This is a genomic window from Halomonas sp. R57-5, assembly GCF_900070345.1.
Taxonomy (GTDB): Bacteria; Pseudomonadota; Gammaproteobacteria; order Pseudomonadales; family Halomonadaceae; genus Vreelandella; species Vreelandella ventosae_B.
In genome coordinates, this window is record NZ_LN813019.1 from 2,466,539 (window position 1) to 2,488,421 (window position 21,883).

Genomic DNA, 21,883 nt, shown 5'->3' on the forward strand with positions numbered 1-21,883 from the left:
TTACCTGATCAAAGATAGAGCAAACGGTAAAAAGCACGATCCCCTCTTGGGTCTGTAGCTCAGTTGGTTAGAGCGCACCCCTGATAAGGGTGAGGTCGGCAGTTCAAGTCTGCCCAGACCCACCAAATTTTATCTATCGCTGCGTTATTTTATAACTCGCATAGCAGGCTATGCGTCGTCATAAAATGTCTTGCGCTAAATAAAATTGGCCAGAGGTGACTGTGACGAAGAGTGACTACTAGATGGGGCCATAGCTCAGCTGGGAGAGCGCCTGCCTTGCACGCAGGAGGTCAGCGGTTCGATCCCGCTTGGCTCCACCATTTAGTACTACTTTTTACCTTAAATACCGTTTGTGAACGTTTCGTGACCATTGATAAGTCGCTGCGCTGTAGTCGCTATAAGTGTTGTTATAGCTACAGAATGCCGCTTTATCACTGTTCATTGAACAGCTGCTCTTTAACAATGTATATCATGCTGACAAGAACACTTCGCAAGAAGTGGTCTTAAATTGTGATACGCGTCAGCGTATCCGGCAAAATGAAACGTGATCATTGCGAGTCCAGACTCCTTCGGGTTATAGGGTCAAGCAATGAAGCGCACACGGTGGATGCCTAGGCAGCCAGAGGCGATGAAAGACGTGGTAGCCTGCGATAAGGTTCGGTGAGGTGGCAACAACCTGTGACCCGGACATCTCTGAATGGGGAAACCCACTCATCATAAGATGAGTATCGTGCACTGAATACATAGGTGTACGAGGCGAACCAGGGGAACTGAAACATCTAAGTACCCTGAGGAAAAGAAATCAACCGAGATTCCCCTAGTAGCGGCGAGCGAACGGGGACCAGCCCTTAAGCATGTGACTGATTAGGCGAACACGTTGGGAAGCGTGGCCGTAGCGGGTGATAGCCCCGTAGTCGAAAATCTGATCATGTGAAATCGAGTAGGTCGGGGCACGAGAAACCTTGACTGAAGACGGGGGGACCATCCTCCAAGGCTAAATACTCCTGGCTGACCGATAGTGAACCAGTACCGTGAGGGAAAGGCGAAAAGAACCCCGGAGAGGGGAGTGAAATAGATCCTGAAACCGTGTGCGTACAAGCAGTAGGAGCAGACTTGTTCTGTGACTGCGTACCTTTTGTATAATGGGTCAGCGACTTATATTCAGTGGCGAGGTTAACCGTATAGGGGAGCCGTAGGGAAACCGAGTCTTAACTGGGCGACACAGTCGCTGGATATAGACCCGAAACCGAGCGATCTATCCATGAGCAGGGTGAAGATTGAGTAACATCAATTGGAGGCCCGAACCAGGATCTGTTGAAAAAGATTTGGATGACTTGTGGATCGGAGTGAAAGGCTAATCAAGCTCGGAGATAGCTGGTTCTCCTCGAAAGCTATTTAGGTAGCGCCTCMCGTAGTACCGCCGGGGGTAGAGCACTGTTTCGGCTAGGGGGTCATCCCGACTTACCAACCCGAGGCAAACTCCGAATACCGGTGAGTAACGCGTGGGAGACACACGGCGGGTGCTAACGTCCGTCGTGAAAAGGGAAACAACCCAGACCGTCAGCTAAGGTCCCGAAATCCTGGTTAAGTGGGAAACGATGTGGGAAGGCTCAGACAGCTAGGAGGTTGGCTTAGAAGCAGCCATCCTTTAAAGAAAGCGTAATAGCTCACTAGTCGAGTCGGCCTGCGCGGAAGATGTAACGGGGCTAAACCAGGTACCGAAGCTACGGGTTCATCCTTTGGATGAGCGGTAGAGGAGCGTCGTGTACGCCAATGAAGGKGGATTGAGAAGTCTGCTGGAGGTATCACGAGTGCGAATGCTGACATGAGTAACGATAAAGGGAGTGAAAAACTCCCTCGCCGGAAGACCAAGGGTTTCTGTTCGACGCTAATCGGAGCAGAGTGAGTCGGCCCCTAAGGCGAGGCCGAAAGGCGTAGTCGATGGGAAACGGGTCAATATTCCCGTACCGGACATGGTTGCGATGGGGGGACGAAGAAGGCTAGGTGAGCCAGGCGTTGGTTGTCCTGGTGAAAGTGAGTAGGCTGAGGGTTTAGGTAAATCCGGACCCTTTCAAGGCCGAGACACGAGATGAACTGACCACGGTCAGGAAGTCACTGATKCCACGCTTCCAGGAAAAGCCTCTAAGCTTCAGATCATGTGCGACCGTACCCCAAACCGACACAGGTGGTCAGGGTGAGAATCCCAAGGCGCTTGAGAGAACTCGGGTGAAGGAACTAGGCAAAATGGTGCCGTAACTTCGGGAGAAGGCACGCCGGCGTAGGGKGAAGAGACTTGCTCTCCTAGCCCGAACCGGTCGAAGATACCAGGTGGCTGCAACTGTTTATTAAAAACACAGCACTCTGCTAACGCGCAAGCGGACGTATAGGGTGTGACGCCTGCCCGGTGCCGGAAGGTTAAATGATGGTGTTAGCCGCAAGGCGAAGCTCTTGATTGAAGCCCCGGTAAACGGCGGCCGTAACTATAACGGTCCTAAGGTAGCGAAATTCCTTGTCGGGTAAGTTCCGACCTGCACGAATGGCGTAATGATGGCCACGCTGTCTCCACCCGAGACTCAGTGAAATTGAAATCGCCGTGAAGATGCGGTGTACCCGCGGCTAGACGGAAAGACCCCGTGAACCTTTACTATAGCTTCACACTGGACGCTGATGTTGCCTGTGTAGGATAGCTGGGAGGCTTTGAAACTCGGACGCCAGTTCGGGCGGAGCCAACCTTGAAATACCAGCCTGGCATCATTGGCGTTCTCACTCAGGTCCGTTATCCGGATCGAGGACAGTGTGTGGTGGGTAGTTTGACTGGGGCGGTCTCCTCCTAAAGAGTAACGGAGGAGCACGAAGGTACCCTCAGCACGGTCGGACATCGTGCATTGAGTGCAAGAGCATAAGGGTGCTTGACTGCGAGACAGACACGTCGAGCAGGTGCGAAAGCAGGTTCTAGTGATCCGGTGGTTCTGTATGGAAGGGCCATCGCTCAACGGATAAAAGGTACTCCGGGGATAACAGGCTGATACCGCCCAAGAGTTCACATCGACGGCGGTGTTTGGCACCTCGATGTCGGCTCATCACATCCTGGGGCTGAAGTCGGTCCCAAGGGTATGGCTGTTCGCCATTTAAAGTGGTACGCGAGCTGGGTTTAGAACGTCGTGAGACAGTTCGGTCCCTATCTGCCGTGGGCGTTGGATGTTTGAGAAGGGCTGCTCCTAGTACGAGAGGACCGGAGTGGACGACCCTCTGGTGTTCCGGTTGTCACGCCAGTGGCATTGCCGGGTAGCTATGGTCGGACGGGATAACCGCTGAAAGCATCTAAGCGGGAAGCCCCCTTCAAGATGAGACATCCCTGAGGCCTAGAGCCTCCTGAAGGGCCCAGCGAGACCAGCTGGTTGATAGGCACGGTGTGGAAGCGCTGCAAGGCGTTGAGCTAACGTGTACTAATGGCCCGTGAGGCTTGACCCTATAACACCCAAGGGGTCTGGTCGTAATGATGACGCAACATTAAAACACCGGATACGCAGCGTGTGGCCTGACTCAAACGAGCAGGCGGCACAATGAGACGATCACAAACAGCATGATGTACATTAACAGTTACGCCTGACGACCATAGCACGCGTGAACCACCTGATCCCTTGCCGAACTCAGAAGTGAAACCGCTTAGCGCCGATGGTAGTGTGGGGTCTCCCCATGCGAGAGTAGGTCATCGTCAGGCACTTATTTGAAAAATCCCTCAGGGCTTACGCCTTGGGGGATTTTTTTTTGCATGGGCGTGAGGGGTAAATAGTGAGGAGTGAGGGGGAATAGTGAGTAGAAAACGTTGGTGTAGGGGTATCTAACGAATATCCTGTTCCGCCTCACGCCTCACGCCTCACGCCTCACGCCTCACGCCTCACGCCTCACGCCTCACGCCTCACGCCTCACGCCTCACGCCTCACGCCTCACTTCTATAAATCCCTGCGGTGTTGGCAGATGCCACCCGCCCAGGTTTCATAAATCGCGCGGTCATCGGCGAGCATCATTAATGCAAAAAGTCGCTCGCCAAGCGTAGTGCAGTGGCTGATGCGTCGAGAAAGTAATGACGTCGCTTGAGTATCAATCACCACAAAATCTGCTTCCAGCGTGGGAGCCAGTTGGCCAATTTGGCTATCCAGCGAGAGTGCTTTTGCATTCCCCTTGGTTAAACCATAAAAGCCTTGCCAGGCAGTAAGCGGTTGTCCACCTAGTTGACCCACTTGATAGGCCGCTTTCAGCGTACCAAAGCCCGATAAGTCAGTGCCTGCACCTATATCGCTGGCAAAGGTGAATGCCATACCCGTCTGTTTGGCGGCCTCACGGTCAAATAAACCGCTGCCAAGAAAGAGATTGGAGCTGGGGCAAAAGGCAATATTGGCGCCTCGATCCGCCAATCGCTTGCGCATACCGTTATCGAGATGAATACCGTGGGCAAAGGTACTGCGTGGGCCAACGAGGCCTGCTTGCTCATAAACGGCCAAGTAGTCGCGGCTACCTGGAAACAGTTCGGCTACCCAGTCCAACTCACCGCTGTTTTCAGCCAAATGGGTCTGTAACCAGAGACTTGGATCATTACGAAGCAGGGCGCCTGCCGCATCCATTTGTGTTTTGGTCGATGTAGGCGCAAAACGCGGGGTGACACTGTAGCCGAGTCGCTCCTTGCCGTGCCAATCTTCAATTAGCCGCTCGCTATCGGCAATGCCCGAAGCACCGTCCATTAGGGCCTCTGGCGCGTTACGATCCATCAATACCTTACCCACCAGCATACGCAACTGGCGCTTTTCACAGGCGGTGAAAAAGGCATCCACGGAACCAGGGTGGCTAGACCCAAATACCTGAGCCGTTGTAGTCCCTGCGCGTAGCATCTCATCCAAAAACGCGTTAGACAGCGCTTCTGCATGGGCGTGACTCGCAAAACGACACTCTTCCGGAAAGGTATAGTCGTTTAGCCAGTCAAGTAGCTGACGGCCATACGACGCCATGATATCCAATTGAACGTAGTGCACATGGGTGTCAATAAACCCCGGCATAATAAGTTTGTCACGGTAATCGAGAACTTCCGCACCTTTGGGTAGCGACGGCGCCAATTCAGGAAAGTGGCCGACGGCATGAATATGCTGGCCTTTCAACCAGAGTAAGCCATCACCGTAGTGCTCTAAACTGCCCGGTTGAGGCGTATCGCCATCTCCAGGGTCGCGGGCAAAACTGATCAGTTCGGCACGAATAAACGTATCGGTAGAAGAAGTCGTCATATTAACTCGTGGTCGTCGGAGAATCGGTCAATAGCGTTCGCAGAGACTGGGAGTCCAGCCCGCGGTTATCTTGAGAAGTGGGCGTGTCCGTTAGCCAAAGCAGCTCAGCCACTACCGTTAGCGCAATCGCATAGGGGGTTTTATTATTCAGCTTAGTGGCGTGGATGCGCCCAATGGGGCTACGTACCCGCGCCATTTGTTCGTCAGAGTACCCGTCGCGTTTCAGCCGCCCGGTAAAGCTTGCCCACTTGCTGTCTGAACCAATCAATCCAATCGACGCGATGTCGTCGCGCTGAATTAACGCTTGGATCAGCGCATAGTCTTCGTCATGGTTGTGCGTCAACACCAGCGCATGGGTATCTGCAGGCAAGTTTGCGACACATTTCTCTGCATCATGAAGCGGATAACGGTGAAGTCGCGGTTGCTGCTGCCCGACGACAAACGCATCACGACGGCTATCGTACCAGTGCAGTTGCCAGGGAAGCGGGGCGCCTAGCTTGACGATCTCTTGACCGACGTTGCCTGCACCAAAGATAGCGATGTGAGCCGTAGCGCCGGGAAACGCTTCCAGAAGAATATTCACGAAGCCACCACAGCACTGGCCGCTTCGTCCACCTAGAGAGAAGGCTTCTAAGCTGAGTCCGTAGCGTTGTTCAGCCAAACAGGCCCGCGCGGCGGAAATGGTTTGCCACTCAAAGGTACCGCCTCCCAGCGTATCAAAGATGGCATCATCAGTGATCACCATGCGAGCGCCAGGCTCGCGGGGCGTTGAGCCTGCGCTGGTCACCTGGGTGGCTAGCACATGGGGGATGCCGTCGCGCTGTAAACGATGCAGTGCCGCATGCCAGGTTTCCGGTACTTGAAGTTCACTCACAGCGCTCTCTTCCTGATGGCATTGGCCGCGAGCATAACCCGCTCAGGCGTGGCCGGTGTGTCTAAGTGCGGTGATGTGGTGTAATCGGTAAGGCTCGAAAGGGCGTCACGCAACGCCGACCAGACACAAATGCCGAGCATAAAAGGGGGCTCACCGACTGCTTTTGAGCGGTAGAGACTGGCCATGGAGTTGGGATGGCCTTCCAATAGCGCAACATTGAAGATAGGCGGTAGGTCGCCAAAGGTGGGGATTTTATAGGTCGCCGGCCCATCGCTGACCAGCACGCCTTTATCGTTCCACTTCAGCTCTTCGCTGGTCAACCAGCCCATTCCCTGAATAAAGCCCCCCTCCACTTGGCCAATATCGATAGCGGGATTAAGCGAGTCGCCCACATCGTGCAAGATATCAACGCGGTCAACCTGATACTCGCCGCTCAGGGTATCCACGCTCACTTCAGCCACTGCCGCGCCAAATGCATAGTAATAAAAGGGGCGACCCTGGCCGACTGAGCGGTCATAGTGAATCAGCGGTGTAGCATAGAAGCCTTTTTCAGACAGCGATATCCGATGCAGATAGGCCGTTTGCACCAATTCTCCCCACGGAATACTGCGCTCGCTTTCGCCGAACCCGGCCACTAACATGCTGTCTTCCAGGCGCATGCCTTCCCGATCCAAACCCTCGGGATAGTGCTCGGTAGCAAAATCGAACAGACGTTCACGTAGTTTGCTGGCCGCATCCCGGGCAGCCATGCCGTTTAAGTCAGCACCGCTGGAAGCGGCGGTCGGGGACGTATTGGGGACTTTATCGGTTCGCGTAGCGGTAATGCGCACTTTGTCTAAATCCAGCCCCAGCTCCCTGGCTACTACCTGACAAATCTTGGTATGCAGCCCTTGGCCCATCTCGGTACCGCCGTGATTAATCATCACGCTGCCGTCGGTGTAAACATGCAGAAGGGCGCCCGCCTGATTCAGATGCTGGGCGGTAAATGAAATGCCAAATTTGACCGGCGTAAGTGCCAGGCCTTTTTTTATCACTGAGTTCGTGGCATTGAAGTCACTGACCGCTTTGCGCCGCGACCAGTATTCGCTGTCACTTTCTAGCCTTTCAACGAGTGTGTGCAACAGCTGCAACTGATCGACCTGCTGGCCGTAGTGGGTGACGTCGCGACCCTCGCGGTAGAAATTGCGCTTACGCACGGTGAGCGGATCTTCGCCAATCTGGCGGGCAATATCATCCATGGCCGCTTCAATGATCATCATCCCTTGGGGGCCGCCGAAGCCCCGGAATGCGGTATTGGAGGCGGTATGGGTTTTGGCTCGATGCCCGACTACCTGGGCATCCCCCAGCGAGTAGGCGTTGTCGGCATGAAACATGGCGCGATCAACGATGGCGTCAGAAAGATCCGGCGAGTAGCCGCAGTCACCGATCACCGTGATCTCACCCCCCTGAATAACGCCTTCAGCGTCAATGGCGAGCCGGTAGCGATTATGGAAGGGGTGGCGTTTCCCCGTGGCATGCATATCGTCGCTGCGTGGTAAGCGCAGGCGAACCGTCTTGCCGGTGCGGCGAGCAATAATTGCGGCAATACACGCCCAGGGAGACGCCTGAGTCTCTTTGCCACCAAAGCCACCGCCCATACGACGGACTTCGACGGTCACCGCATGAAAAGGGATATCGAGCACCTCCGCCACCAACTTTTGGGTTTCGCTGGGGTGCTGGTTGGAGGTGTGAACAATAACACCCTCATCCTCGGTAGGGTGAACCACACAGGCCTGGCCTTCCAGATAGAAGTGCTCTTGACCGCCAACAAACAGCTCACCTTCAACCCTCTGTTCCGCCTGGTCGAGTGCCTGTTGCCAATCACCCCGCGTCTGCACATGAGTGGGGCGAACAAACTCTTCCCGCTCTGTTGCGGCCACCGGGTCTAAACTAGCTGGCTGCTCATCGATGCTGATAGTGGCAAATTTGACGGCACGGCGAGCTGCCTGCAGCGACGTTGCCGCCACGGCGAACAGGCACTGGCCTGCATAGCTGATCTCATGATCGACAAAAATGGGATCGCCCGGAAAGACCGGCCCGATGTCGGTATGCCCCGGCACCTCATGAAAGGTGATCACATCGACCACCCCTGGCGCCTCTTTCACCTTGCTGAGATCAAGCTGCGTCAAGGTGCCGTGGGCGACAGGTGATAGGCCCAGCGCCACATGTAGCGCATCGGCCGGTACGGCTAAGTCGTCAATATAAGCCGCCTTGCCGGTGACGTGCTTTTCGGCACTCTCATGAAAACTTGCGCTACCCGCCTGGCGTTGGCCAGTACTGTCGACCGTATGGCGCGCCAAGGGGCCAGAGCCTTGAATGTGGTCGTGCAGTTCACGGCGGGCACGGCTACTATCGCCGTCCAGTTTAGTGAGCGTACGCATGGAGCATCACCTCTTGGTCGGGCACTGAGAGAGAAAGGTAGAGCCGTTCAATTAGATTCTGGGCAGCTTGCTGGCGATAATGTTGGCTACCCCGCACGTCACTCATAGGTTGGAAATCATCTTCAAGTGCCTGCTGAGCGGCGCGAAACGCCTCTGGGGTAATAGCGCTGCCCTCAAGCGCTGCTTCGGCTGCTAGCGCGCGTTTGGGAGTAGCGGCCATACCGCCAAAAGCGATTCGTACATCACGCATAACACCCTGCTCAACGCGGTAGCAAAAGGCGCCGAGTAGCGCGGAGATATCATCTTCGCGACGCTTGGAGAGTTTCCAAACGCGCAGTTGACTCTCTTCAGCCGCTTGCGGGATGAAAATTCGTGAAACAACTTCATCGGTCGCCAAGGCGGTCTTTTTATAATCCAGGAAGAAATCCTCAAGCGCTAAGCAACGCTTGCCGGTTACGCTAGCAAGCTCTACCTGGGTATCCAAGGCCAGTAGCACGGGGGGCGTATCGCCAATAGGGGAAGCATTGGCGATATTGCCCCCCAGGGTTCCCCGGTTGCGAATTTGCTGGGAGCCCAACCGGTGCAGCAGATGTGCAAATGCTGGGAAGTGCGCATTAAACAGGGGTTCGAGTTGGGTATAGGTCACCCCGGCGCCTATCCACCAGCCGGTTTGATTCTCAAACAGGGCCTCTTCAATGGTGAGTAGCTCGGCAACCCTAGAAACGTCAATCAACTGATCAAGGGGGGCCAAACGCTGAGTGCTCTCTAGCCAGAGATCCGTGCCGCCGGCCACCAAGCGCGCCTGGGGGAAGGCTTGGCGTAGCTGCGCTAGCGCGACCAAAGACGTCGGTTGGGCAAAAAATACAGCCGTTTCCGCTAAGTCTGTGATCTGCGCATCGCTTTCTGAATCTGGCAATGTAGCGTCAAACCACTGAGGGCGCAGGTAAGGAGTCGCATTCATACTCAGCGCTGCATCCCGAATCGGCCGATAGCCGGTGCAGCGGCACAAGTTACCGCCTAGAGCGGCTTCGAGTCGCTCGGGTGTTAGCGGAGAGGGGCGCTGGATAAGATCGCTATGCAGAGTGAAAAGCGACATGACAATACCCGGCGTACAAAAACCACATTGGCTACCATGGCATTCGATCATCGCTTCCTGAGCGGGGTGCAAGTGACCCTGTTCCGACAACCCTTCAACGGTCACCAAGTGCCTGCCCTGCAGTTGGTGAGCAGGCGTAATGCAGGCATTAGCGCTGGTATATCTGTGTGTGCCTGACGTTGGCTCGCTAATCGCCACGGTACAGGCGCCACAGTCACCTGAAGCGCAGCCCTCTTTGGTGCCCGTTTGGGCCAAATGCTCGCGCAAAAGGGTTAGAATGCTGGTGTCGGGTGAAACGTCACACCGCTGGGGGGTACCATTGAGCAGGAACGCAATCGTTGCCATGCCGAACTCCACTGTGATCGTATAGATCGGGATTGTGCTGACCGATCGGTCAATATGAGTTGAGCTTGGGACAAAACGTCCTCTCTTGCAAGTATTTGCTCGCTGCACAGGAGTGGGGCAAGCTTATGCTAAATGCCACTATTTGGGGCGATTAGCCTATCCACCGACTCTTATCAAGGAACACTGTTAATGACCGCCGTATCCGTCCCTTCTGAAAGCCCAAGCCGGGAAAAAATAGAGACAAGTATCCTGATTGCCGCGGAGCAGGTGTTTTCTCAGCACGGTTACCGCGGGGCAAGCTTGCAAGTGATCGCTGACCGAGCAGGTCTCCCCAAAGCCAATATTTTGTACTATATGGGCAGTAAACAGGCGCTTTACGTGCGGTTGCTTAACCGCATGATGCTTCGCTGGAATGAAGTGCTTGAAGACATTACCCCAGAAAGCGATCCAGCGACGGTGCTCAGTGATTTTATCCGCACTAAAATGGTGCTTGGTCAGCGCTATCCTGAAGGCTCAAAACTCTTTGCGGCAGAAATTTTAGCCGGTGCTCCCTTTTTAAGTGAGTATCTGGCGGGTGAGTTACGCGATTGGGKGGCTTCTCGCGCGGCAATCATGCGCCAGTGGTCGGTACAGGGCAAAATGGACGATGTCGATCCGCGCTGGCTAATCTTCCTGATTTGGTCTGCGACGCAGCACTACACTGAATATAGTGCCCAAGTGTCCGGTATTCTAGGTCGCGAGGCATTAAGTGACGATGACCTTGAGTCTATATCGGCTTTTCTTGAGCACGTTATCCTTAAAGGCTGTGGCATAACTCAGCCTGTTGCTAAAGCACGCCCGCTGGAAAAGTGAAACGAGAATGAGTGTGCTCCCAATTGACCAGCATCTTGATCATTTAAAAGATAGCTTAGCTGCCCACAATCGTCTGGTGCTGATTGCTCAGCCAGGGGCGGGTAAGACAACCCGCATTCCGCTGAGCTTATTGGCGAGCCACTGGGCCGAGGGTCAAAAACTACTGCTGTTAGAGCCACGTCGAGTCGCTGCTCGTTTGGCCGCTACGTTTATGGCCCAGCAGTTGGGTGAGAACGTTGGCCAAACGGTGGGTTATCGCATGCGCGGCGATAGCTGTGTCAGTGCACAAACCCGCTTGGAGGTAGTGACCCAGGGCGTACTCATCCGCATGCTACAAGATGACCCGCTGTTAGAGGGCGTTGCCGGGATTATTTTTGATGAATTCCATGAGCGCAGCCTAGAAGCCGATGTGGGCTTGGCGCTAACGCTGGATGTGCAAACCAGTATTCGCGACGATTTGCGCTTACTGGTGATGTCGGCAACCCTGGATATCGCGGCGCTCAAGCGAGTGTTGGGCGAGCAGGTGCCGGTCATTGAGTGCCATGGGCGCCAATTTCCGGTGGAGACGGTTTATCGTCCTGCTCAAAGCGGCGAGGAGAGCTTGAATCACGCACTTAGAGTGGTCAATGAAGTGCTTTGCATGCCTGATAGTCAGGATATATTAGTGATTTTGCCCGGTGTGGCGGAGATCAATCGTCTAGTACAGGCGTTGGAAAGAGCCTTGCCCGCTCTGGCGGTCAGACCATTGCACGGCAGAATGAGTATCGCTGAACAGCAGGCAGCCCTGGCAGCGAATACATCAAAACAGCGAATTATTGTGTCCACCGCGATCACTGAGTCGAGTATTACCGTGGATGGCGTGAATGTGGTGATTGACGGTGGTCTAGAGCGCGTGCCGCTTTTTCAGCCGCGCACCGGGCTAACCCGTTTAACCACGCGACGCATTAACCGCGCCAGCGCTGATCAGCGGCGGGGGCGGGCAGGGCGTCAGCGAGAGGGCAGCTGTTTTCGGCTTTGGGCTCAGGATCAGACGTTGGTGCCTTACGGTGAGCCGGAAATACAACAGGCGGATCTCTCGTCGCTGGCGCTGGAACTGGCGTGCTGGGGTGTTGCATCGCCCCAAGCGCTAAACTGGGTAACGCCACCGCCAGAGGGCGCCTGGCGAAGTGGCCAAGCGCTGCTGGTGCAACTGGGGGTATTAGATGAGCAGCACACACTAACCCCTCTGGGTAGTCGCTGTGCCCGCTGGCCAGTTGAGCCGAGAATTGCCGTGATGCTGGAGCGAGCAGCAGACTTTAATGCTGTGCCTCTAGCCTGTGGGGTTGCGGCACTGCTAGAGGAGCGTGACAGCAATGAGCGCTCGCTGCACGATGCGTTAGCCCTGCGGCTTCGCCAGCCAAAACGGTTCCCCAGTTGGCAGCGCGAGGCGCTTAGGCTGGCAAAGAGAGCAGGGGTAGCGCTTAGTGCCGCTGCGCTAGAACCACTTGGGCCACTCTTAGCACTGGCTTACCCTGAACGCATTGGCCAGCAAGTAAGCCCTGGTAACTTTCGGCTTGCCAATGGTAAAACCGCCACGCTGTCGTTAAGCGATACATTGGCGCATCAACCCTATTTAGTGGCCGTGGCGTTAAATAGCGCGGCAAGTGGTCAGGCACGTATTGCCGCGGGTGAACCGCTGTCACTTGAATCGCTGCTTTCGCTCTATCCCAGTATTCAACAATGGCAGCCGCGGATAACATGGTCGCAGGAAGAGGGGCGTTTAGTCGGTGAAGAGGTGCAGGCGCATGGCAGCCTCGCTATTGCCAAACGCCCTTTAGCGCATCTGCCGGAAGAGGCGGTGAAAGAGGCGCTATTGAACGCCTTACGTCAGCAGCCTGAAACGTTATTTGGCGATAAGCTACAGCAGTTACGCGGGCGAATGGCGCTGCTGCGTGAATATCAGGGAGAGGCTTGGCCCGACTGGTCTGAAGAGGCATTGCTAGCCACGTTAGACAGTTGGTTAGCTCCCTATCTGATCGGGGTCAATCGGCTGAGTCAAATTGAGAAATTGCCGCTAGAGCGCTACCTGCTCAATTCACTGCCCTGGGAGGCGCAAGGTGAATTTGAGCAGTTAACGCCATTAACGCTTGAAGTGCCTAGTGGCAAGCAGGTTGGCTTAGACTACCTGCCATGTCTTTCCCAACGCCCACCTATTTTAGCGTTGAAACTGCAGGAGGCCTTCGGCTGGCGGGTAACTCCTACCGTTGTGAATGACGCTGTTGCAGTGATGATTCATCTGCTTTCACCTGCGCGTCGGCCGCTGCAGGTAACCCAGGATTTAGTTAGCTTTTGGCAAAATGGCTACCCTGAAGTGCGTAAAGAGATGCGCGGTCGTTACCCCAAGCACCCTTGGCCAGAAGACCCGCTGACTGCCTCCGCCACCGCGCATACCAAGTGTAAGATGTGACAGTTTTGACATCCGCCGCGCTGGTAGCTACTCGCTGCGCTTTTCCGGGATCTCATCTGGAATCCGGTAGCGCACACCATCTACCCGCTCTTCTTCATAGCGCTGATTCTCCTCGTCAGGCACAACCCCGATGACGGTTTCCTGAGAGCCGTCCGGCCATGTATAAGTCGTACAACCAGCTAACAGCAGCAGAACAATAACAAATAGCGCATTGATGGGTAATGCGAGGCGGCGCTTGAGCATAAGGCACTCCATTGGGTGGCGCTGATCCTGAGAATAAGTTGAGTATCTCACATTAAGAAACTATAGGTAGTCATTTGCCTAGCTGTAAATGCTTAGATTTCGACACTTTACCCTGACGTAATGCTTATGTATGCCTATGATAATAGTGATTAACTCATTCAGGGCTGAATAAATGCAAGAGCGTCAATTCCCCTCGGAGGTTCTATGTGGTCGGTGGTGAAGTCAGTGCTAGCAGCCTTGCTAGGCGTTCAGAGCAACCAAAAGCGGGAGGAAGACTTTAGTAGTGGCAGGCCAGCAGCCTATCTTGTCACTGGTGTGGTGATTACGCTGCTGTTTGTTTTGCTGCTTATTTTTTTGGCCATCATGGCGGCCCGCTGAAAAGCGTTGATAGCGTTAAATGAGCAAAGCGTGACGAATCGCACATATTTTCTATACTGCTAATATCTCATTTCATCCTGCCCTAATCTAACGATAAGTAATAACAATAAAATTGGAGGTATCTATGCATTCACGGTGGTGGCTAATCGCCATATTCCTTACTGTAAATGAGTCGCAGGCTCAGTCCAACGGCTGGAATATGCCCGTTGGGGTAACAGATGTAAGCAGCGATATTTATGGCCTGCACATGACCATTTTTTGGATATGTGTCGTGATTGGCGTGGTGGTCTTTGGGGCAATGTTCTACTCATTGTTTCGTTATCGTCACTCCAAAGGAGCAAAGGCTGCTCACTTTCATGAACATACCAGTGTGGAAGTGTTATGGACTGCCATCCCCATTCTTATCCTGGTTGGTATGGCCGTGCCCGCCACAGCCACCCTAAAAAACATGTACGACGCATCAGACGCCGAGTTGGACGTCATGATCACTGGTCAGCAGTGGCGCTGGCGCTATGAGTATCTTGGTGAGGACGTAGCGTTTACCTCCAATATGAGTACCCCGAGAACGCAAATCAGTGGTGAAGAAGCCCGCGGTGAGCACTACTTATTAGAGGTTGACGAACCCCTGGTGCTGCCGATTAACCGTAAAGTACGTTTTCTAATGACCTCGGACGACGTGATTCACTCATGGTGGGTGCCGGACTTGGCGGTCAAGCAGGATACGATTCCCGGCTTTATTAATGAGAACTGGGTAAAAATCAACGAACCGGGTATTTATCGTGGTCAATGTGCTGAGCTGTGCGGTATTGATCACGGTTTTATGCCGGTGGTGGTGCATGCCGTAGAAGAAGAAGAGTTTGAAAGCTGGCTGGCTGAGCGGAAAGAGGCCGCTGAGCAAGAGGCAATGGGGGTAGACCGTGAGTGGGAAATGGCAGAACTAGTAGAGCGCGGTGAATCCGTTTATCAATCGATTTGCTCCTCTTGTCACCAAGCCGAAGGCCAGGGCTCGCCGCCGGCATTCCCGGCACTAGCAAATAACGAACAGCTATTAAGTGATGTGGATTGGCACCTTGATAAGGTGGTAAACGGTGTCTCGGGCGCGGCAATGCCCGCTTTTCGAAGCACCTTAAACCCTGTTGAAATCGCTGCTGTAGTCACCTATACGCGTAATGCTTGGGGTAATGATACGGGAGAGGTGGTGCAGCCTTCTGCAGTGGCTGAGTTAATCGCCCAATGACGTTGGTTTGCCACGCAATCGGACAACAACAATATTTTGGAGAGACACATGGCGCCCAAACTGCCCCCTCAGCCACCACTACAACATAGCTCTACAGCCGTCGCCGACGGTCAATCGCATGGTCATGCCGCGCCGCCAAAAGGTATTTTGCGCTGGCTATTGACCACCAACCACAAAGAGATCGGCTCTCTCTATTTGATTTTTTCGCTGACGATGTTTTTCATTGGCGGCATATTTGCCCTGGTGGTCAGGGCTGAGCTTTTCCAGCCAGGCTTGCAGCTGGTTGAACCTGAGTTTTTTAACCAGATGACCACCATGCACGGTTTGATAATGGTGTTCGCTGCGGTAATGCCCGCTTTCACCGGGTTAGCAAACTGGATGATACCGCTGCAGATTGGCGCGCCGGACATGGCGTTACCGCGGTTAAATAACTTCAGTTTTTGGCTGCTGCCGGTGGCGTTTACGCTGCTACTTTCAACGCTATTCATGCCCGGCGGGGGGCCTAATTTCGGCTGGACATTCTATGCGCCGCTGTCGACGAATTTTGCGCCACCCTCGACAACTTTCTTTATTCTCGCCCTGCATATTGCCGGCATTAGCTCCATTCTCGGTGCTATCAACATTATCGCAACCATTTTAAATATGCGTGCGCCGGGCATGCGTTTAATGGATATGCCGCTGTTTGTTTGGACATGGCTGATTACTGCTTTTCTGCTGATTGCCGTGATGCCGGTTTTGGCGGGTGTGATCACCATGATGCTTATGGATATTAACTTTGGCACCAGTTTCTTTGATGCAGCAGGCGGTGGTGATCCGGTGTTGTTTCAGCATCTATTCTGGTTCTTCGGTCACCCCGAAGTGTACATTATGATTCTGCCCGCCTTTGGGATTGTCTCGGCGATCATCCCCACCTTTGCACGTAAGCCTCTGTTCGGTTACGCATCGATGGTGTATGCCACCGCAGCTATTGCATTGCTGTCGTTTTTAGTCTGGGCTCACCATATGTTTATAGTGGGGCTCCCGCTGGTGGCAGAGCTGTTTTTTATGTACTCCACCATGCTGATTGCCGTGCCTACAGGGGTTAAGGTATTTAACTGGGTCACTACCCTGTTTCGCGGCTCAATTAGTTTTGAATCGCCGATGCTATTTTCCCTGGCCTTTGTGGTGCTATTTACCATCGGCGGCTTCTCCGGCCTGATGTTGGCCATCGCGCCAGCGGATTTTCAGTATCACGATACCTACTTCGTCGTCGCCCACTTCCACTATGTGTTAGTCCCAGGGGCGATCTTCGCCATCATGGCGGGGGTGTACTACTGGTTGCCGAAATGGACCGGTCACTATCCCAACGAGCGACTGGCTCAGTGGCATTTTTGGTTCTCGATTATTGGCGTCAATTTAACCTTCTTCCCCATGCACTTCGCAGGCTTGGCGGGGATGCCACGGCGAATCCCTGACTACGCCCTGCAGTTTGCTGATTTTAACTTGCTCTCAAGTATCGGTGCTTTCTTCTTCGGTGCGTCGCAGCTGCTGTTTGTATTGGGCGTGATCCTATGCATCCGCGGTGGTAAAAAAGCGCCCGCCAAAGCTTGGGAGGGAGCGGTTGACCTGGAGTGGACGGTGCCTAGCCCAGCGCCACTACACACATTTGAAACGCCGCCAGTGTTTCAGCGCACGTCTCACTAAAAATACATAAACCGCACGGGTCACCGGCCTAAGAGGTGTTATGAATAGTCAAGAACAGACACAAGTGGGAGTGCGACGCACGGTTATTAGGACAGTCGCCGTGCTGGTCGGCATGTTTGGGTTTGCCTTCGCACTGGTGCCGCTCTATGACGTTTTTTGCCAGATCACCGGTCTTAACGGCAAAGTGGATGCCACGGCGCAAAGTATCGTGCATGAAGAGGTGGATGAATCGCGTTATATCAACGTGCAATTTATCACTCGCGGCAGCCCCGGCCTGCCATGGCAGATGAGCGTTGAAATGCGCCAGATGAGCGTGCACCCCGGGCAAATGGCGGAAGTCGATTTTACCTTTACCAATAATAGTAATAGCGAAAGCTGGGGGAGAGCCGTGCCCAGTGTGTCTCCCTTCACTGCCACGACGCACCTGCGTAAAATCAGTTGTTTCTGCTTTCAAGAGCAGCAGTTGCAGGGCGATGAACGGTTAACCATACCGCTGGTATTCCAGCTGGCGCGTGACCTGCCTGCAGATATTAATACTATTACGCTGGTATATACCCTGTATCCCGTAGAGCATGCGATTCAAAATGCTTCACTGAATAGCGCTAATAGCGACTTAGAGAATGATGACGACCTGAGCAATGGTCCCGAAAACAGTCTCAGTAACGAGCCCAAAAACAATAAAGCGGTGGGAGAAGCGATATGAGCAGTGGTAGCTATTACGTTCCGGCGAGTAGTCGGTGGCCTGTTCTTGGCTCGGTTGCCCTAGGCGCCATGATGGTGGGTACCGGTATTAAGCTCGTCTACGACACGGGGTTGCCGCTGGTGTTAATCGGCGTAGTGGGCGTTATTGCGGTGATGGGGCTCTGGTTTCGTGACGTGATTAGTGAGTCTCGGGGAGGACTTTACGATGCGCAAATGGACCGTTCATTTCGCTGGGGGATGGGTTGGTTTATTTTTTCGGAAGTGATGTTTTTCGCCGCTTTTTTCGGTGCGCTATTTTACGTACGTATGTTTGCCATTCCATGGTTAGGGGGGGAAGGGGCAAAAGGCGTTTCCGCGTTGTTGTGGCCTGATTTTGTAGCCACATGGCCGTTGCTGAACCCGCCGGACTCATCTATCGCTGGCCCGCAACAAGTCTTTAGCCCGTGGCAGCTTCCTCTCGTCAATACCCTGATTTTAATTACCTCCAGCATCACATTAACCGTTGCCCACGAAGCGCTAAAGTTAGGCGACAGGAAGACATGCCGCAACTGGCTAACGGGCACCGTGCTGTTGGGATTCTGCTTTATCATGATTCAGGGCATTGAGTATTACGAGGCCTACGCGCATTACGGAATTACCTTAGAAGCCGGTATTTTTGGTGCGACATTCTTTATTTTGACGGGTTTTCATGGCGTGCACGTCATTATTGGCACGCTGATATTAGCCACCATGCTGGTGCGTATTATTAAGGGGCACTTCGCCGACGAAAACCACTTTGGTTTTGAAGCCTCTTGCTGGTATTGGCACTTTGTGGATGTGGTCTGGGTGGGGCTGTTTATTTTTGTCTATGTCTTATAGTCGCATTAGCCTAACTGGCCTGACCAATAGCCGAAAATAATAAGGGCTACAAGCAAACAACCTAAACCAATTCTCCATTTGAGAGAACGTAATAAGCGGTGAGAAGAGGCGTTATCTCGAATCAGAAAAACGGCGCCCATGGCCAGGCTGATGACCATCGCGATAAATACGGCGGCAATGAGTAGTTKTAACCACATGATGAAACCCTCTCGGCAATGGCGTTTTTATAGTTGGTGTCTGTTCTGGAGTGTACTGGTGGCGTTAGGCGCCTGTTTAGGACTATGGCAGTGGGAGCGGGCAGATGACAAGCGGTTAGCAATAGCCATGCGCGATGCAGCCCCCGCTTTGGTAAAACCGACAGCACAGCCAGCCCAAGGCGCCCAGGTGACACTGCGGGGAGAATACTTGGCTGAGCAAACACTCTATTTGGATAATCGCATCGTAGACGGAAGGGTCGGTGTGGCGGTACTAACGCCACTGCGTGATATTCACGGTCAGTTGTGGCTGGTGCAGAGAGGCTTTTTAGCCACCGGGCCGCGTCGCGAAACACCCCAGGCCGCAACACCCAGTGGGACGGTTGACCTGACTGGCGAGTGGCAGGAGGTACAGGCGGGCGGTCCGCTATATGGGGAAAACAGAGAAGGGGCACGGCTGCAGCAGCTCAGTCTTGAGCCATGGCGCGCTTCGCTAGGTGCCTTCAGCTACGCTGGCTGGTTGCATGCTTCCGAAGGCGATGGGGTTCTCACCCCGTGGTGGGAAGCCAATGTCATGCCACCCAGTCGGCATATGGGCTATGCGGTTCAGTGGTGGGGCCTAGCCCTGGCAGCCTTGGTGGTCATGTTTATCGGCGGCCAGAGGTTGCGTCGCGATGGGACTCAACAAAAGCGTTCAGGTTATAAAAATAAACAGGGGTGAAAGTATGCAGGATGCCAAACACATTCGCCGCCAGCGGCTCAAGTTAATCCTTATTTTTGTGATATTCGCGGCACCTATGGTCGCTGCGTGGGGAATGGTCGAGTTACGCATTGGTATTCCAGACCGGCATACGGCTCACGGCAAGGTTGACCTGAAATTACCCATGCTCGATGAATGGCCGTTAACCACGCTGGCTGATAATAGCCAAGAAGAGTGGATATTGGTGTTTGACTGCGCCCAGCAGTGCGAACAGCGCATGGATGAGTTTTGGCGGCTACACCGTGCTTTAGGTCGCGAGGCGCCGAGATTAACCCGTTTGCGGATCGGTGGGGATGCAGAGCCGCTACCGGGAGAGATGACCAGCGAATGGCAGCACTTACCCTCATGGCGTGAAGACAACTCAGTATGGGTACTCGATCCCATGGGGCGTCCTGCACTGGCTTTTGAGGCCAATGTAGCCACTAAGTATGTGCTCGAGGATATCCAGCATTTGCTTAAAGTGAATCCTCAGTAAAGCAAGCTAACCCCTGTTGTTAAGGAACCGCCATGCACGATTCATATGCGCGCCGCTTGCGGTGGTTAGTGCGATTAACGCTGGTAGGGGCTCTGTTTACCACGGTGGTCATGTTGGTTGGTGCCTGGACGCGTTTAGTCGATGCGGGGCTAGGCTGCCCTGATTGGCCGGGGTGCTATGGAAAGTTGTTAGTTCCTGATAGTGACTTGGCCACGCTGCGCCATCCTGATGTCCCGCTGGACCCTTTTAAGGCGTGGGTGGAGATGGCGCATCGCTATATCGCAACGCTACTGGGATTGGTGGTACTTAGCGTTGTGGTGTTGGGTTGGCCGTTGCGTCATCGTCGCGATTATCCATGGCATCTGAGTTTGATGCTGCTAGTGGTTATTTTGCTCCAGGGCGCCTTTGGTGCCTTCACCGTTACGCTTAAGTTGTGGCCTCAAGTCGTTACTCTCCATCTGCTGGGCGGGTTGAGCGTACTGTTGCTGTTCTTGTGGGTACATCTTCGCTTACGTCTCGCTGTGGCGCCAACGCCAATAAATGAACCGCGGCGTGCCAATGCATGGTGGGGCATTGCGGCTTGTTTGCTCGTTGCGCAATTGGCGCTAGGCGGCTGGGTAACTAGCAATTATGCCGGTGTGGCTTGCCAAGGATTCCCTACTTGCAATGGTCAGTGGTTGCCCGCCATGGACATCAGCGAGGGCTTTCACCTTACCCAGACCGTCGGGCCCAATTACCTGCATGGACAGTTGCATGCCGAGGCACGTACCGCGATTCAAGTGGTTCATCGTTTGGGGGCGCTGCTGCTGGGGGGCGGGCTGATAGCGCTTTGGTGGCGTTATCGGCATTGGCGGAGTGCTGCAAGGCCGCTCGCGATAGTTGTCGGTTTGTATGCGCTGCAGGCTGCGTTGGGGGTTGCCAATGTGGTGCTTTGGTTGCCGCTATGGCTGGCGCTACTGCACACCGCTGGCGCCATTGCGCTGGCCGCTGGGTTGGTTTGGGCGTGGTGGCGTTGGCGCTATCAAGTGGCTGAGGTTTACTCTACGACAACTCATTCACCTTATAACAACGTTATCGCTCAATAAAAGGGAAGCATGCCATGCGCAATATAACAATGACGCTACCCACGGCTGTGCCTTCTATGCTGTGGGGTTGGAAAGAGCTATTGGGCCTGTGCAAGATTAAAGTGGTGGCCGTTATGTTGGTGTGTACGGCCGTAGGGATGGCATTAGCGACCCCAGGCCTACCACCGCTGACGAACGTAATGCTTGGTCTAGCGGGGATCGGTCTCGCCTCTTGCGGTGCGGCTGCTTTTAATCATGTTATCGACCGCCGCCTGGATGCGGTAATGACGCGAACTGCTCGTCGCCCTGTGGCAAGTAAGCGGCTACCCGTGGCGATCGCTCTAGGGTGGGCGTGCATGCTGTCTGTCGCGGGTGTTGGGCTATTGGCGTGGCAGGTTAACCMCTTAACAGCTGCGCTCACCTTTGCCTCCCTGATTGGCTATGCGCTGATTTATACTGCTTTTTTAAAACGTGCTACGCCACAAAATATCGTTATTGGTGGGGTAGCTGGCGCGGCGCCGCCACTTTTAGGTTGGGTCGCTATCACAGGGCACATCAGCTCTGAATCGCTGCTGCTGATGCTGATTATTTTTGCCTGGACGCCGCCACATTTCTGGGCCCTGGCTATTCATAAGCGCGATGATTATGCACGTGCGGGGATTCCCATGCTGCCTGTTACGCATGGCATTCCTTTTACACGGCTGCAAATTTGGCTGTATGGGTGGTTAACCGTGTTGGCCACCTTAATGCCGGTGATGATTGGCATGAGTGGCGCACTCTATCTGTTCGTCGTGATGTGTCTTAATGCACGCTTTATGGTGTGGAATTGGCGAGTATGGCGCGGGCAGGATCCCGCCGCCCCCATTAACGCGTTCTGGTTCTCGATTCGCTACCTATTGGGTGTTTTCGGTGCGCTATTACTCGATCATTACGCTGCCGTGCTTGTTTGGTAAGCCCGTGTAGCAAGTGGCTAGTGGAGTAAA

The 21,883-nt window shown here is 54.1% G+C and carries 17 protein-coding genes, 2 tRNA genes and 2 rRNA genes; 15 read left to right on the plus strand and 6 right to left on the minus strand.

Features of this window, described 5'->3' with window-relative positions; translation table 11 throughout:
- Positions 1-48: 48 nt before the first annotated feature.
- The 4 genes from HALO_RS11330 to rrf all read left to right on the plus strand — a co-directional run bounded on the left by HALO_RS11330 (position 49) and on the right by rrf (position 3,721).
- A tRNA-Ile gene (locus HALO_RS11330) sits at positions 49-125 on the plus strand.
- A 119-nt stretch (positions 126-244) separates the two neighbouring features.
- Positions 245-320, plus strand: a tRNA-Ala gene (locus tag HALO_RS11335).
- A 260-nt stretch (positions 321-580) separates the two neighbouring features.
- Positions 581-3,471: ribosomal RNA gene (locus HALO_RS11340) — 23S ribosomal RNA — on the plus strand.
- Between the two features lie 134 nt (positions 3,472-3,605).
- Positions 3,606-3,721: ribosomal RNA gene (gene rrf, locus HALO_RS11345) — 5S ribosomal RNA — on the plus strand.
- Positions 3,722-3,953: 232 nt separating this feature from the next.
- Here the strand turns inward: rrf and guaD are convergent.
- Genes guaD through xdhA form a run of 4 tightly spaced genes read right to left on the minus strand, consistent with a single transcriptional unit; the run spans position 3,954 to position 10,008 of the window.
- Positions 3,954-5,273: a guanine deaminase gene (gene guaD / locus HALO_RS11350; protein WP_035579570.1), complete on the minus strand. Its 1,320-nt coding sequence runs from the start codon at positions 5,271-5,273 to the stop codon at positions 3,954-3,956.
- A 1-nt stretch (position 5,274) separates the two neighbouring features.
- Positions 5,275-6,147, minus strand: coding sequence for a xanthine dehydrogenase accessory protein XdhC (xdhC, locus tag HALO_RS11355; protein WP_035579568.1), 873 nt, complete (start codon positions 6,145-6,147; stop codon positions 5,275-5,277).
- Positions 6,144-8,567, minus strand: a complete 2,424-nt coding sequence (gene xdhB / locus HALO_RS11360) for a xanthine dehydrogenase molybdopterin binding subunit (protein WP_035579567.1) — start codon at positions 8,565-8,567, stop codon at positions 6,144-6,146. The genes xdhC and xdhB overlap by 4 nt, the downstream gene beginning before the upstream one ends.
- Positions 8,551-10,008 (minus strand): xanthine dehydrogenase small subunit, encoded by a 1,458-nt coding sequence (xdhA, locus tag HALO_RS11365; protein WP_035579566.1) that lies wholly within the window; start codon positions 10,006-10,008, stop codon positions 8,551-8,553. The genes xdhB and xdhA overlap by 17 nt, the downstream gene beginning before the upstream one ends.
- A gap of 189 nt (positions 10,009-10,197) precedes the next feature.
- On the opposite strand from xdhA, the gene HALO_RS11370 reads away from it, so the two are divergent.
- Positions 10,198-10,860, plus strand: a complete 663-nt coding sequence (locus tag HALO_RS11370; RefSeq protein WP_050713437.1) for a TetR/AcrR family transcriptional regulator — start codon at positions 10,198-10,200, stop codon at positions 10,858-10,860.
- Between the two features lie 7 nt (positions 10,861-10,867).
- Positions 10,868-13,306 carry an ATP-dependent helicase HrpB gene (gene hrpB, locus HALO_RS11375; protein ID WP_035579563.1) on the plus strand — a complete coding sequence of 813 codons (2,439 nt, stop codon included), beginning with the start codon at positions 10,868-10,870 and terminating at the stop codon, positions 13,304-13,306.
- A 27-nt stretch (positions 13,307-13,333) separates the two neighbouring features.
- On the opposite strand, the gene HALO_RS11380 is transcribed toward hrpB, so the two are convergent.
- Positions 13,334-13,549 carry a hypothetical protein gene (locus HALO_RS11380; protein WP_035579562.1) on the minus strand — a complete coding sequence of 72 codons (216 nt, stop codon included), beginning with the start codon at positions 13,547-13,549 and terminating at the stop codon, positions 13,334-13,336.
- 204 nt (positions 13,550-13,753) lie between these two features.
- Here HALO_RS11380 and HALO_RS11385 point away from each other — a divergent pair, with 204 nt between their 5' ends.
- The 5 genes from HALO_RS11385 to HALO_RS11405 all read left to right on the plus strand — a co-directional run bounded on the left by HALO_RS11385 (position 13,754) and on the right by HALO_RS11405 (position 18,407).
- Positions 13,754-13,927 (plus strand): DUF2970 domain-containing protein, encoded by a 174-nt coding sequence (locus HALO_RS11385; RefSeq protein ID WP_081899074.1) that lies wholly within the window; start codon positions 13,754-13,756, stop codon positions 13,925-13,927.
- Positions 13,928-14,051: 124 nt separating this feature from the next.
- On the plus strand, positions 14,052-15,164 hold the full coding sequence (coxB, locus tag HALO_RS11390; protein ID WP_035579560.1) for a cytochrome c oxidase subunit II: 1,113 nt from the start codon (positions 14,052-14,054) through the stop codon (positions 15,162-15,164).
- A gap of 48 nt (positions 15,165-15,212) precedes the next feature.
- Entirely contained in the window at positions 15,213-16,847 is a 1,635-nt protein-coding gene (ctaD, locus tag HALO_RS11395; RefSeq protein WP_035579559.1) for a cytochrome c oxidase subunit I, read from the plus strand.
- A gap of 40 nt (positions 16,848-16,887) precedes the next feature.
- The gene (locus HALO_RS11400; RefSeq protein WP_035579557.1) at positions 16,888-17,550 is read left to right on the plus strand and encodes a cytochrome c oxidase assembly protein; all 663 of its coding nucleotides are present in this window, start codon (positions 16,888-16,890) and stop codon (positions 17,548-17,550) included.
- Positions 17,547-18,407 carry a cytochrome c oxidase subunit 3 gene (locus HALO_RS11405; RefSeq protein ID WP_035579555.1) on the plus strand — a complete coding sequence of 287 codons (861 nt, stop codon included), beginning with the start codon at positions 17,547-17,549 and terminating at the stop codon, positions 18,405-18,407. Before HALO_RS11400 ends, HALO_RS11405 begins: the two co-directional genes overlap by 4 nt.
- A 5-nt stretch (positions 18,408-18,412) precedes the next feature.
- Here the strand turns inward: HALO_RS11405 and HALO_RS11410 are convergent, their stop codons facing one another.
- Positions 18,413-18,604 carry a DUF2909 domain-containing protein gene (locus HALO_RS11410; protein WP_050713438.1) on the minus strand — a complete coding sequence of 64 codons (192 nt, stop codon included), beginning with the start codon at positions 18,602-18,604 and terminating at the stop codon, positions 18,413-18,415.
- On the opposite strand from HALO_RS11410, the gene HALO_RS11415 reads away from it, so the two are divergent.
- Genes HALO_RS11415 through cyoE form a run of 4 tightly spaced genes read left to right on the plus strand, consistent with a single transcriptional unit; the run spans position 18,603 to position 21,853 of the window.
- Positions 18,603-19,322 carry an SURF1 family protein gene (locus tag HALO_RS11415; protein WP_035579551.1) on the plus strand — a complete coding sequence of 240 codons (720 nt, stop codon included), beginning with the start codon at positions 18,603-18,605 and terminating at the stop codon, positions 19,320-19,322. The two genes, HALO_RS11410 and HALO_RS11415, sit on opposite strands and share 2 nt — an antisense overlap.
- A 4-nt stretch (positions 19,323-19,326) precedes the next feature.
- On the plus strand, positions 19,327-19,836 hold the full coding sequence (locus tag HALO_RS11420; RefSeq protein ID WP_035579549.1) for a hypothetical protein: 510 nt from the start codon (positions 19,327-19,329) through the stop codon (positions 19,834-19,836).
- Positions 19,837-19,868: 32 nt separating this feature from the next.
- Positions 19,869-20,921: a COX15/CtaA family protein gene (locus tag HALO_RS11425; protein WP_035579547.1), complete on the plus strand. Its 1,053-nt coding sequence runs from the start codon at positions 19,869-19,871 to the stop codon at positions 20,919-20,921.
- Between the two features lie 14 nt (positions 20,922-20,935).
- On the plus strand, positions 20,936-21,853 hold the full coding sequence (cyoE, locus tag HALO_RS11430; protein WP_050713439.1) for a heme o synthase: 918 nt from the start codon (positions 20,936-20,938) through the stop codon (positions 21,851-21,853).
- The last annotated feature ends 30 nt before the right edge of the window (positions 21,854-21,883 follow it).